At 53.1% G+C, this 12,775-nt stretch carries 11 protein-coding genes, 2 tRNA genes and 1 rRNA gene; 10 read left to right on the top strand and 4 right to left on the bottom strand.

Translation table 11 applies throughout. From position 1 onward, the window contains the following. Positions 1–18 precede the first annotated feature (18 nt). The 3 genes from rrf to HV314_RS25180 all read left to right on the top strand — a co-directional run bounded on the left by rrf (position 19) and on the right by HV314_RS25180 (position 394). Positions 19–134 (top strand): 5S ribosomal RNA (gene rrf / locus HV314_RS25190). A gap of 55 nt (positions 135–189) precedes the next feature. Then, a tRNA-Asp gene (locus HV314_RS25185) sits at positions 190–266 on the top strand. A 52-nt stretch (positions 267–318) separates the two neighbouring features. Continuing rightward, a tRNA-Trp gene (locus HV314_RS25180) sits at positions 319–394 on the top strand. A 100-nt stretch (positions 395–494) separates the two neighbouring features. On the opposite strand, the gene hdfR is transcribed toward HV314_RS25180, so the two are convergent. After that, positions 495–1,340, bottom strand: coding sequence for an HTH-type transcriptional regulator HdfR (gene hdfR, locus HV314_RS25175; RefSeq protein ID WP_095715764.1), 846 nt, complete (start codon positions 1,338–1,340; stop codon positions 495–497). A gap of 106 nt (positions 1,341–1,446) precedes the next feature. On the opposite strand from hdfR, the gene maoP reads away from it, so the two are divergent. After that, positions 1,447–1,785: a macrodomain Ori organization protein MaoP gene (gene maoP, locus HV314_RS25170; RefSeq protein ID WP_003018025.1), complete on the top strand. Its 339-nt coding sequence runs from the start codon at positions 1,447–1,449 to the stop codon at positions 1,783–1,785. Positions 1,786–1,810: 25 nt separating this feature from the next. On the opposite strand, the gene HV314_RS25165 is transcribed toward maoP, so the two are convergent. Next, positions 1,811–3,331 carry a YifB family Mg chelatase-like AAA ATPase gene (locus tag HV314_RS25165; RefSeq protein ID WP_046274875.1) on the bottom strand — a complete coding sequence of 507 codons (1,521 nt, stop codon included), beginning with the start codon at positions 3,329–3,331 and terminating at the stop codon, positions 1,811–1,813. A gap of 353 nt (positions 3,332–3,684) precedes the next feature. Between HV314_RS25165 and ilvL the strand changes: the two genes are divergently transcribed. The 6 genes from ilvL (at position 3,685) to ilvA (ending at position 10,335) form a co-directional block, all read left to right on the top strand. Further along, a complete protein-coding gene (ilvL, locus tag HV314_RS25160; RefSeq protein WP_001311244.1) occupies positions 3,685–3,783 on the top strand; it encodes an ilv operon leader peptide in 99 nt (32 codons plus the stop codon). A gap of 139 nt (positions 3,784–3,922) precedes the next feature. Further along, a complete protein-coding gene (gene ilvG / locus HV314_RS25155; protein WP_094761726.1) occupies positions 3,923–5,569 on the top strand; it encodes an acetolactate synthase 2 catalytic subunit in 1,647 nt (548 codons plus the stop codon). After that, positions 5,566–5,829: an acetolactate synthase 2 small subunit gene (gene ilvM, locus HV314_RS25150; protein ID WP_181546986.1), complete on the top strand. Its 264-nt coding sequence runs from the start codon at positions 5,566–5,568 to the stop codon at positions 5,827–5,829. Before ilvG ends, ilvM begins: the two co-directional genes overlap by 4 nt. Positions 5,830–5,846: 17 nt before the next feature. Then, positions 5,847–6,776, top strand: coding sequence for a branched-chain amino acid transaminase (locus HV314_RS25145; protein ID WP_003829030.1), 930 nt, complete (start codon positions 5,847–5,849; stop codon positions 6,774–6,776). A 158-nt stretch (positions 6,777–6,934) separates the two neighbouring features. After that, complete coding sequence (gene ilvD, locus HV314_RS25140; protein WP_181546984.1) at positions 6,935–8,785, top strand: dihydroxy-acid dehydratase; 1,851 nt, start codon at positions 6,935–6,937, stop codon at positions 8,783–8,785. A gap of 5 nt (positions 8,786–8,790) precedes the next feature. Then, on the top strand, positions 8,791–10,335 hold the full coding sequence (ilvA, locus tag HV314_RS25135) for a threonine ammonia-lyase, biosynthetic (protein WP_016157833.1): 1,545 nt from the start codon (positions 8,791–8,793) through the stop codon (positions 10,333–10,335). A 63-nt stretch (positions 10,336–10,398) separates the two neighbouring features. Here the strand turns inward: ilvA and fabV are convergent, their stop codons facing one another. Next, complete coding sequence (gene fabV, locus HV314_RS25130) at positions 10,399–11,592, bottom strand: enoyl-ACP reductase FabV (protein ID WP_016155101.1); 1,194 nt, start codon at positions 11,590–11,592, stop codon at positions 10,399–10,401. Positions 11,593–11,767: 175 nt separating this feature from the next. Beyond that, positions 11,768–12,670: an HTH-type transcriptional activator IlvY gene (gene ilvY, locus HV314_RS25125; protein ID WP_016155102.1), complete on the bottom strand. Its 903-nt coding sequence runs from the start codon at positions 12,668–12,670 to the stop codon at positions 11,768–11,770. Between the last annotated feature and the right edge of the window lie 105 nt (positions 12,671–12,775).

The raw sequence follows: 12,775 nt of genomic DNA, 5'->3' as shown, positions 1-12,775 counted from the left end.
GTTGATAGACAGAATTTGCCTGGCGGCTGTAGCGCGGTGGTCCCACCTGACCCCATGCCGAACTCAGAAGTGAAACGCCGTAGCGCCGATGGTAGTGTGGGGTCTCCCCATGCGAGAGTAGGGAACTGCCAGGCATCAAATTGCAGTAAACCGGGATGAATAATCCGGGTAGTGACAAAGAAATTCGGTGGAGCGGTAGTTCAGTTGGTTAGAATACCTGCCTGTCACGCAGGGGGTCGCGGGTTCGAGTCCCGTCCGTTCCGCCACTTATTAGAAAATTAAGCCTGCTACCAAGCAGGCTTAATGATAAGAAAATTTAGGGGCGTAGCTCAGTTGGTAGAGCACCGGTCTCCAAAACCGGGTGTCGCGAGTTCGAGTCTCTCCGCCCCTGCCAGAAATAATCCTTAGCATTTTTGCTAAGGATTTTTTTTTACCTGCAATTTGAATTATGCCTTCCTGCTGTTTTACTCCCGGCATCCTTGCCTATATTTTCTTTAATTTTCCAGAATATCTGTTCTCAGCAGATCGCAAATTAGTCCATTTTTATCGCTGTTTTGCAGCCAAACTGCATATAAAGGACGTGAAAGCGTTGTACTGTCGGTAACAGTATGGAGATCGCTTTTGGTTTTGGCCCAGTTGACGGGAAGCCAGCTAAAGCCCTTAATCACTGAAAGTTGCTGCCTGGCCAATTCTGCCGAACTGGTGGTGAGTACCGGCACTTCATCTCCCGCTATTAGTCCCGCTTCGTGTTGTTGGAAATCGGGTCCCCATTCCAGGCGTAAATAATTCAGCTCATCTTTGGTTTGCGAAGGAGAGCTGCAATAGAGCGCCAGCGTGAAATATCCCAACAGTTGGCTGCTAAATTCGTCCATTTTGGGTGTTTCGGTAGTAATCAGTAGATCAAGCTGTCGTTCATGAAGCTGTTTTACTAACGATTGGCGTTGAGCGATCCTCGCTTCAAACTGCAGGCTGGATTGTGGCTCCTGAGATTGATACAAACGCCTCAACCAGTCATTAAGCATGCACTCCCAGAGAGATGCGCTGGCGCCGATAGAAAACTCGTTATGCCGCGAGGTATTCGCGACTTCCTTACGTGCTGCCTGCCACGTATTCATCAACGTTTCGGCGTAAGGCAATAATTTTTCACCTGCAGCGGTTAAACGGATATTGTTTCTGTGTCGGGTGAACAGGTTTACACCCAATTGATTTTCCAGTTGTCTGATCCGGAAACTAACCGCTGATTGGGTCAGGTAGAGCGCTTCAGCAGCCCTGCCAAAGTGGCGTGTCCGGCTAACTTCCAGGAAAGTTTTTAACAATTCCGTATCCACAACTCGCTCCATAAAATTATTTGTCGTTATGATTTAAATCTTTTGTTTGACGCTCTGTCAAGCGTAACTAATACTCCGCGCCATAAATAGCTCGGCCAAAGAATTAGGAGCGTGCAGGATGGCGGAAAGCTTTACGACGACTAATCGATATTTCGATAATAAATATTATCCCCGCGGATTCTCCCGTCATGGTGATTTCACCATTAAAGAAGCACAACTGCTTGAGCGTCACGGTTATGCTTTCAACGAGCTGGATCTGGGCAAGCGTGAGCCGGTAACTGAAGAAGAAAAACTGTTTGTTGCGGTATGCCGTGGTGAACGTGAGCCGGTTACCGAAGCTGAACGTGTGTGGTCTAAATACATGACGCGTATTAAGCGTCCAAAACGTTTCCACACCTTATCGGGTGGGAAACCTCAGGTGGAAGGCGCAGAAGACTACACCGAATCTGATGATTAATAAAAAAAGGGCGAAAGCCCTTTTTTTATGTCAGTAATTTCTGCAGATGAATGAGTAACCTGTCTATCGCTCGGTACCCAACGGCCTCCTGTAAATGCTGGCGAGAGATGTGATCACATTGTTCGATATCCGCAATCGTTCGAGCGACCTTAATCAGGCGCAGCCAGGCGCGGATAGACAATCCGAGATGAGCGAGCGTTTCTTCAAGCCACTGTGCATCGTCGCTACGCAGTAGGCAGTATTTATGGATATCCTGACTGTCCAGATGTGCGTTTAACTTATTTTGTCGCTGATACTGACGCTCTCGCGCTGCCATAACACGTTGCTTCACCGTTGCGCTATTTTCCCCTTTCATCGCGCTCTGGCTGAGTATACCGGGCGGCGGTAAGGGAATTTCGAGGGAGAGGTCGAAGCGGTCAAGAAATGGACCTGACAATCGATTTAGGTAGCGCAGTGTCTGTTCTGGGGTACAGCGGTTATGGTTCCCCTGATAATGGCCCGTCGGGCTTGGATTCATCGCAGCTATGAGTTGAAAGCGTGCGGGATAGGTTATTTTTGCTCTGGTGCGGGATAGATGGATCTGCCCGGACTCGATGGGTTCGCGCAGTGCATCCAGCGTGCGCCGCTCAAACTCGGGTAGTTCATCCAGAAACAGTATGCCGTTGTGCGCCAAAGAGATCTCTCCTGGCGCAGGAATAGAGCCTCCACCGACCATGGCGGTTAATGAAGCACTGTGATGTGGCGAGCGAAAAGGGCGCTGCTTCCACTGTTTTTGTATCGTGTCGGAATGGATCAGACTGAGTATCGCGGCACTTTCCAGCGCTTCATCGTTGCTAAGTGGAGGGAGTAGCCCTCTGAGTCGACTGGCTAGCATAGTCTTTCCCGTACCAGGCGGGCCGATGAGCAAGAGGTTGTGGCCGCCTGCTGCGGTAAGCTCCAGCCCGCGTTTACCCTGTTCCTGGCCGATAACATCGCTCAGATCATCAGCTAATGCGTTAGGCGTAAAATCTGCGGATGATGGCCTGTCTAAATCATGCTTACCTTCGAGAAATGCGCATACGGTCTGCAGGTGATCGGCGATCAGGCACCCTTCGCCGTGTATCAGTCCAACTTCAGCGGCATTCTCTTTTGCGACAATAATTCGCCTGCCTGCACGAATGGCCTCGGTTGCGCTTGATATCGCGCCGGGAACGCCGCGTAGCGCGCCTGTAAGCGCTAATTCACCTACCAGCTCGTAGGTGTCGAGATTGTGGGGTGTAAGCTGCTCAGAAGCGGCCAGAAGCGCAACAGCGATAGGTAAATCATATCGCCCCCCTTCTTTCGGGAGATCGGCCGGAGCGAGGTTTATAGTTATCTTCTTTGCCGGGAATTCATAACCGCTATTAATAATCGCACTGCGTACCCGATCGCGAGCCTCTTTCACCGTCGTTTCGGGCAGCCCCACCATGGTTAAACCAGGCAGGCCGTTGCTGATATGTACCTCGATGGTAATGGCTGGCGCATTCACGCCTAGCGCGGCGCGTGTGTGAACAATCGATAGTGACATAATCCCTCCTGATAAAAGTATTATGTCGTAATACATCGCGGCAAGATTTCATATAATTACGGTTTTTAGATGCTGATTCCCGTATTTTTGCGCAACGTATAACTGCTTGCATTAAGCCTGGAATGACGCCCGCAAATGCTTTTGAATGGTGTTTGTATTGGGGATCGGGTTACCGATGATCGCCTGAAGCGTGAAATATTTTCATTTTTGATTTTTTTGTATAAAAAACAACGGTATTTATCTAAACCGTTAACGACGTCAGAAAAACGAATAAAAAAATATCTTGTGTCATCTGCAAATTCTATGGTAACTCTTTAGGTATTCCTTCGAACAAGATGCAAGAAAATACAAAAATGACAGCCCTTCTACGAGTGATTAGCCTGGTCGTGATTAGCGTGGTGGTGATTATTATCCCACCGTGCGGGGCTGCACTTGGACGAGGAAAGGCTTAGAAAACAAGCCTTAACGAACTAAGACCCCCGCACCGAAAGGTCCGGGGGTTTTTTTTGACCTTAAAAACATACACGAGGAGCAGAAAGTGAACGGTAGCATAAAATTCTGTTTCTCAAGATTTACGGCGGGGATGTAACTATGAATGGGGCACAGTGGGTGGTACATGCGTTGCGTGCACAAGGGGTTCAAACCGTCTTTGGTTATCCTGGTGGCGCAATTATGCCGGTTTACGATGCGTTGTATGACGGCGGCGTAGAGCACCTGTTGTGCCGACACGAGCAGGGTGCGGCAATGGCGGCGATTGGCTATGCCCGTGCGACCGGTAAAACCGGCGTTTGTATCGCTACTTCCGGCCCTGGCGCAACCAACCTGATCACGGGCCTTGCCGATGCGCTGTTAGATTCTGTTCCAGTGGTGGCGATCACCGGTCAGGTGGCATCACCTTTCATCGGAACGGATGCGTTCCAGGAAGTGGACGTGCTGGGGATGTCTCTGTCCTGCACCAAACACAGCTTCCTGGTACAGTCACTCGAAGAACTGCCGCGTATCATGGCTGAGGCTTTCTCCGTGGCGAATTCCGGTCGTCCGGGTCCGGTTCTGGTTGATATCCCGAAAGACATCCAATTAGCCAGCGGTACGCTGGAGCCATATTTTACGACCGTCGAAAACGTAGAGACGTTTCCGCACGCTGACGTTGAGCAGGCACGTAATATGCTGGCGCAGGCACAAAAACCCATCCTGTACGTAGGTGGTGGCGTAGGTATGGCGCAGGCGGTCCCGGCCCTGCGTGAATTTATCGCGGTAACCCAAATGCCGGTCGCCTGCACGCTGAAAGGTCTGGGCGCAGTAGATGCTGACTACCCGTACTATTTGGGGATGTTGGGAATGCACGGTACTAAAGCCGCGAATTTCGCGGTGCAAGAGTGCGATTTACTGATTGCGGTTGGCGCACGTTTTGATGACCGGGTGACTGGCAAGCTGAATACCTTCGCACCGAACGCCAGCGTAATCCACATGGATATCGACCCGGCGGAAATGAACAAACTGCGCCAGGCACACGTGGCGCTGCAGGGGGATTTAAATTCTCTTCTGCCAGCATTACAGCAATTGATGAAGATTGACGAATGGCGTCAGCACAGCGCTGAACTGCGCGCAGAACATATCTGGCGCTACGACCATCCGGGGGAAGCTATCTATGCGCCACTGTTGTTAAAGCAGTTATCCGATCGCAAACCTGCGGATAGCGTAGTGACAACGGATGTTGGCCAGCATCAGATGTGGTCGGCACAGCATATGACCTACACTCGTCCTGAAAACTTCATCACGTCGAGCGGTCTGGGGACGATGGGCTTTGGCCTGCCAGCAGCGGTTGGCGCGCAGGTTGCTCGCCCGAATGATACGGTAATATGTATCTCCGGTGACGGTTCCTTCATGATGAATGTACAGGAATTGGGCACCGTAAAACGCAAGCAGTTGCCGCTGAAGATAGTTTTACTCGACAACCAGCGGTTAGGCATGGTGCGACAATGGCAGCAGCTGTTTTTCCAGGAACGTTATAGCGAAACCACCCTTACCGATAACCCCGATTTCCTCATGTTGGCCAGAGCCTTCGGCATTCCTGGTCAACACATCACCCGTAAAGACCAGGTTGAAGCGGCACTCGACACCATGCTGAACAGCGAGGGGCCATACTTGCTTCATGTCTCAATCGACGAACTTGAGAATGTCTGGCCTCTGGTGCCACCTGGCGCCAGTAACTCAGAAATGCTGGAGAAATTATCATGATGCAACATCAGGTCGCCGTTGAGGCTCGTTTCAATCCGGAAACGTTAGAACGTGTTTTACGCGTGGTACGCCATCGTGGTTTTCTGGTGTGCTCCATGAATATGGAAGCCGCCAGCGATGCGCAGAATATAAATATCGAATTGACCGTTGCCAGCCCCCGGTCGGTCGACTTACTGTTTAGTCAGTTAAGTAAACTGGTAGATGTTGCACATGTTGCTATCTGCCAGAGCACAACCACATCACAACAAATCCGCGCCTGAGCGCAAAAGGAAGAAAAATGACGACGAAAAAAGCTGATTACATTTGGTCTAATGGCGAGATGATTCGTTGGGAAGACGCGAAGGTCCACGTGATGTCCCACGCGCTGCACTACGGTACTTCTGTATTTGAAGGGATCCGTTGCTACGATTCTCACAAAGGGCCGGTAGTGTTCCGTCATCGCGAACATATGCAGCGTCTGCGTGATTCAGCCAAGATCTATCGTTTTCCCGTTTCTCAGAGCGTTGATGAGCTGATGGAAGCTTGCCGTGAGGTGATTCGTAAAAACAACCTGACCAGCGCCTATATCCGTCCGCTGGTGTTTGTTGGCGACGTAGGGATGGGCGTTAACCCGCCTGCGGGATATACCACTGATGTGATAATCGCCGCATTCCCATGGGGGGCTTACCTCGGTGCTGAAGCGCTGGAGCAGGGGATCGACGCGATGGTTTCTTCCTGGAACCGCGTTGCGCCGAACACGATTCCTACCGCTGCTAAAGCAGGTGGTAACTATCTGTCTTCGCTGCTGGTGGGTAGTGAAGCGCGTCGTCATGGCTACCAGGAAGGCATTGCGCTGGATGTGAATGGCTACATCTCCGAAGGTGCGGGCGAAAACCTGTTTGAAGTAAAAGACGGCATTCTGTTTACCCCGCCGTTTACCTCTTCCGCGCTGCCGGGTATCACCCGTGACGCGATCATTAAGCTGGCGAAAGATCTCGATATCGAAGTGCGTGAGCAGGTGCTGTCTCGTGAATCGCTGTACCTGGCCGACGAAGTGTTCATGTCCGGTACCGCGGCCGAAATCACCCCAGTACGCAGCGTCGATGGTATTCAGGTGGGCGAAGGCCGCTGCGGTCCGGTCACCAAACGCATCCAGCAGGCCTTCTTTGGCCTCTTCACCGGTGAAACGGAAGATAAATACGGCTGGTTGGATTCAGTAAACCAATAACAAAATTAATATTTCCCCAAAATAGTTCATGTTGCAGAAAGACGGCAACGCAGCGAGCCCCAGGAGCTTACTTTAGTAGGTGACTGGGGGGAGCGAGGCAGCCAACGCACCTTCGGCGTGAAATATGCAGGGGAAAGACAGACGGGAGTTAATCAAGCATGCCTAAGTATCGTTCTGCCACCACCACCCACGGCCGCAATATGGCGGGTGCCCGCGCACTGTGGCGCGCCACCGGGATGACCGATGATGACTTCGGTAAACCGATTATCGCTGTGGTGAACTCCTTTACCCAGTTTGTGCCGGGCCACGTCCACCTGCGCGATCTCGGTAAGCTGGTTGCCGAACAAATCGAAGCCTCAGGCGGCGTGGCGAAAGAGTTCAACACCATTGCCGTGGATGATGGTATCGCCATGGGTCATGGCGGCATGCTTTATTCACTGCCGTCGCGTGAGCTGATCGCCGATTCAGTGGAATATATGGTTAACGCCCACTGCGCCGATGCGATGGTCTGCATCTCTAACTGCGATAAAATCACCCCCGGGATGTTAATGGCCTCTCTGCGGCTGAATATTCCGGTGATCTTTGTTTCCGGCGGCCCAATGGAAGCCGGGAAAACCAAGCTCTCTGACCAAATCATCAAGCTTGATCTGGTTGATGCGATGATTCAGGGCGCAGACCCGAAAGTCTCCGACTCGCAGAGCGAGCAGGTTGAACGTTCGGCCTGTCCGACCTGCGGCTCGTGCTCCGGGATGTTCACCGCCAACTCGATGAACTGTCTGACCGAAGCGCTGGGTCTGTCGCAGCCGGGTAACGGTTCGCTGTTGGCGACTCATGCCGACCGTAAAGAGCTGTTCCTCAGCGCAGGTAAACGCATAGTCGAGTTGACCAAACGCTACTACGAGCAGGATGACGCTTCAGCCCTGCCGCGCAACATTGCCAGCAAGGCGGCGTTTGAGAACGCCATGACGCTGGATATCGCGATGGGCGGCTCCACCAACACCGTTCTGCACCTGCTGGCGGCCGCGCAGGAAGCGGAAATCGACTTCACCATGAGTGATATTGATAAGTTGTCCCGCAAAGTCCCGCAGCTGTGTAAAGTTGCGCCGAGTACGCAGAAATACCATATGGAAGACGTGCACCGCGCGGGCGGCGTACTGGGCATTTTAGGTGAGCTGGATCGCGCCGGGCTACTGAACCGCGACGTGAAAAACGTGCTGGGGCTGACTCTGCCGCAAACGCTCGATAGTTATGACGTTATGCTGACCAAAGACGACGCGGTGAAAAAAATGTTCCGCGCAGGTCCGGCTGGCATCCGTACCACCCAGGCGTTCTCGCAGGATTGTCGTTGGGACACCCTGGATGATGACCGCGCAGAAGGTTGCATTCGCTCGTTGGAACATGCTTACAGCAAAGACGGCGGCCTGGCAGTCCTGTACGGTAACTTCGCGGAAAACGGCTGTATCGTAAAAACTGCTGGTGTGGATGACAGCATCCTGAAATTCACCGGCCCGGCAAAAGTGTATGAAAGCCAGGACGATGCGGTTGAAGCTATCCTCGGCGGTAAAGTGGTTGCCGGCGACGTGGTGGTGATTCGCTACGAAGGGCCGAAGGGCGGGCCAGGCATGCAGGAAATGCTCTACCCAACCTCCTTCCTGAAATCGATGGGTCTCGGTAAGGCCTGCGCGCTGATTACCGACGGTCGTTTCTCTGGCGGTACTTCGGGGCTTTCCATTGGTCACGTTTCTCCTGAAGCGGCCAGCGGCGGTAATATCGCAATTATCGAAGATGGCGACATGATTGCTATCTATATCCCGAATCGAGGCATTCAACTGCAACTGAGCGATGCGGAAATCGCTGCGCGCCGTGAAGCGCAAGAAGCTCGTGGTGACAAAGCCTGGACGCCAAAAGATCGTCAGCGTCAGGTCTCCTTTGCGCTGCGCGCTTACGCCAGCCTGGCAACCAGCGCCGACAAAGGTGCGGTGCGCGATAAGTCGAAACTAGGGGGATAATGACCATGGCGGATTCTCAACCCCTCTCCGGCGCTCCAGAAGGCGCCGAGTATCTCAGAGCAGTGCTGCGTGCGCCGGTATACGAAGCGGCGCAGGTCACACCGCTACAAAAAATGGAAAAACTCTCTTCGCGCCTCGATAACGTGATTCTGGTGAAGCGCGAAGACCGTCAACCCGTTCACAGCTTCAAGCTGCGCGGTGCCTATGCCATGATGGCCGGTCTGACCGAAGAGCAAAAAGCGCATGGCGTAATCACCGCATCGGCGGGTAATCATGCTCAGGGCGTAGCTTTCTCTTCTGCGCGATTAGGCGTGAAGGCGCTGATTGTCATGCCTACGGCTACCGCTGATATCAAAGTCGATGCCGTTCGCGGTTTCGGTGGTGAAGTACTGTTACACGGCGCGAATTTTGATGAAGCCAAAGCCAAAGCGATTGAGCTGTCGCAGCAGCAGGGTTTTACCTGGGTTCCTCCGTTCGACCATCCGATGGTGATTGCCGGGCAGGGCACGCTGGCACTGGAGTTATTGCAGCAGGATGCCCACCTTGATCGTGTATTCGTGCCTGTGGGTGGTGGCGGATTAGCGGCAGGTGTGGCGGTGCTGATCAAACAGTTGATGCCGCAGATCAAAGTGATTGCCGTTGAAGCTGAAGACTCAGCCTGCCTGAAAGCGGCGCTGGATGCCGGTCAACCGGTCGATCTTCCGCGTGTTGGCCTCTTTGCTGAAGGCGTGGCGGTGAAACGTATCGGCGACGAAACCTTCCGTTTGTGCCAGGAGTATCTCGACGACATCATCACTGTCGATAGCGACGCTATCTGCGCGGCAATGAAAGATCTGTTCGAGGATGTGCGCGCGGTGGCGGAACCTTCCGGTGCGCTGGCGCTGGCGGGGATGAAAAAGTACATTGCCCAGCACAACATTCGTGGCGAACGTCTGGCACATATCCTTTCTGGCGCTAACGTTAACTTCCATGGCCTACGTTATGTTTCCGAACGTTGCGAGCTGGGCGAACAGCGCGAAGCGTTGCTGGCCGTAACTATTCCGGAAGAAAAGGGCAGCTTCCTGAAGTTTTGCCAGCTGTTGGGAGGACGCTCGGTTACCGAGTTTAACTACCGATTTGCTGATGCGAAAGACGCCTGTATTTTTGTTGGCGTCCGTCTGAGCCGTGGGCTGGAAGAGCGTAAGGAAATCCTCCAGTTGCTTAACGAGGGCGGCTACAGCGTGGTGGATTTGTCCGACGACGAAATGGCGAAGCTGCACGTGCGCTACATGGTCGGTGGGCGCCCGTCGAAACCCTTGCAGGAGCGGCTGTACAGCTTCGAATTCCCGGAATCTCCGGGGGCGTTGCTCAAATTCCTGCATACCCTGGGGACGCACTGGAATATTTCGTTGTTCCACTATCGTAGTCACGGAACCGATTATGGTCGCGTACTGGCGGCGTTTGAGTTGGGTGAGCACGAGCCTGATTTCGAAACGCGACTGAACGAACTGGGTTATGACTGTCATGATGAAACGCATAACCCGGCGTTCAGGTTCTTCCTGGCGGGTTAGCAGCAGCCATTAAAAAAGGGTTCATGTAAAAACATGAACCCTTTTTGCAACTGTATCAGCAGATTACAGCGTGATGACTTCGAATTCGACTTCGGTGTTTACATCCGCATCGTAATCCACTTCGTCGAGACCAAAACCGAACAGATTCAGGAATTCCTGCTTATATCCTGCATAGTCCGTTTTTTGCGCCAGGTTTTCGGTGGTGATCAGCGGCCACAGATCGCGGCATGCCTGCTGAATGTCTTCACGCAGTTCCCAGTCATCCATACGGATACGCTGGTTGTCATCAAGCGCCACTTTATCGCCGTACAGGCTGGTGGTCATCAGACGGTTGATCTGTTCGATGCAGCCTTCATGAATGCCCTGTTCTTTCATCAGCTTGAAGACCATGGAGATGTACAGCGGCATCACCGGAATAGCAGAAGAAGCCTGCGTGATAACGGATTTCAGTACAGCAACGTTAGCGGAACCGTTCAGCGGAGCCAGTTGATTACGCAGCGCGCCTGCCGCGCGGTCGAGATCTTCTTTTGCTTTGCCCAGCGCGCCGTGCCAGTAGATTGGCCAGGTCAGGTCGGTACCGATGTAGGAGTAGGCAACGGTTTTCACGCCGTCAGCCAGCACGCCTGCTTCGCTCAGCGCGCCCATCCACAGTTCCCAGTCTTCGCCGCCCATAACGGTGACGGTGTTCTGAACTTCTTCTTCGGTTGCCGGCTCAATGCTGGCGGTTATGATCTGATCTTTGTTGGTATCGATCGCTTTAGAGGTATAAACCTCACCGATTGGCTTCAGCGCAGAACGGACGATTTCACCGGTTTTCGGCATTTTACGTACCGGAGATGCCAGTGAATAAACCACCAGGTCAATCTGACCCAGGTCTTCTTTGATCAGTTTGATAACTTCGTCGCGACACTCGTCGGAGAACGCGTCGCCGTTGATGCTTTTGGAATACAGACCTTCACGTTTTGCGGCCTCATCGAAGGCTGCAGAGTTATACCAGCCCGCGGAACCTGGCTTGGTTTCCGTGCCTGGTTTTTCGAAAAATACGCCGATAGTGGCGGCTCCGCTGCCAAACGCGGCGGAAATTCTGGAAGCAAGGCCGTAACCGGTGGAAGCACCGATGACCAGCACGCGGGAAGGGCCGTTAGCGATTTTCCCGTTTTTCTTCACATAATCGATCTGTTTTTCCACATTGACTTTGCAGCCAGTCGGATGGGTCGTTGTACAGATGAATCCACGAATTTTTGGTTTGATTATCATAATGATGGCTAATTAAGTTTGTATTTTCGCTGTCAAGTGCGCAATGACACCGTCTGTTCTGGCTTGCTAAACGTGATGGTTAACAAGCCCCCCACATCTATTATGGCACGGGACATTATACAGAAAAGGAGCGCCAATACTGAATCTACCACTGATTTTAGGCCTGACGCTGGTGCTACTCGGCGGATTTACGCTCCAGAACAATCTTCCAGAACGCGTCGATCAGCGGCTCATGCAGCCGTTTTTTCGGCGCGCAGACGCCCAGCTCGAACGGCGTTTTTTCGTCGCTGCGTTCTAAAATCATCACGCGATTCCGTACCGGCTCCGGGCTGTTTTCCAGCACCACTTCCGGCAGCAGCGCCACGCCGCAACCCAGCGCCACCATCGAGACCATCGCTTCGTGCCCCCCCACGGTGGCGTAAATCGATGGGTTGCTGATTTTGTGACGGCGGAACCACAACTCGATGCGGCGGCGTACCGGCCCCTGGTCGGCCATGATAAACGGCACCGTCGACCAGTCTGGTTTATCGACCGAAACCTGATTCCGTACCGGGCAAGGCAATGCTGGTGCGATCAACACTACCGTTAAATTCTCCAGCATCGAGAATGCCACAGCACCGGGCAGCGTCTCTGGCTTACCCGCTATTGCCAGATCGGCCTCTCCGGTGACCACTTTGTCCATCGCATCAGCGGCATCGCCGGTGGTGAGCTTAATTTCAACCGAGGGGTGCTCGGCGCGAAAGCGGTCGAGAATTGGCGGCAGGTGGCTGTAGGCGGCGGTAACCGAGCAGAAGATATGCAGCTCGCCCGACAACGACGGTCCCTGCTGATCGAGGGTGTGGCGCAATTGTTGATACTGCAACAGCGTCTGCTGGGCAAATACTCGCAGCTCTTCGCCTGCTTCGGTCAGCGTGACCGTACGGTTATCGCGCACAAACAGCGCCTGGCCGAGATCTTCTTCCAGCCGTTGGATCTGGCGTGAGAGTGTGGAGGGGCTGACGTGCATCGCCCGCGCACTGCGGCCAAAGTGGCGGCTTTCCGCCAGATGCAGGAACATTTTCAGATCGCGTAAATCCACGGACGAGCCTCCGATTTTCTACGTTGCAGATATTGCAATGTGATGTTGTGAATATATCAATTTCCGCAATAAATTTCCTGTTGTAATGTGGGTTCATTCTCGCTG

The organism is Citrobacter sp. RHBSTW-00887, from assembly GCF_013728095.1.
Taxonomy (GTDB): Bacteria; Pseudomonadota; Gammaproteobacteria; order Enterobacterales; family Enterobacteriaceae; genus Citrobacter; species Citrobacter braakii.
The sequence above is the reverse complement of the archived record's forward strand: the minus strand, read 5'-3'. Positions and strand labels throughout refer to the sequence as shown.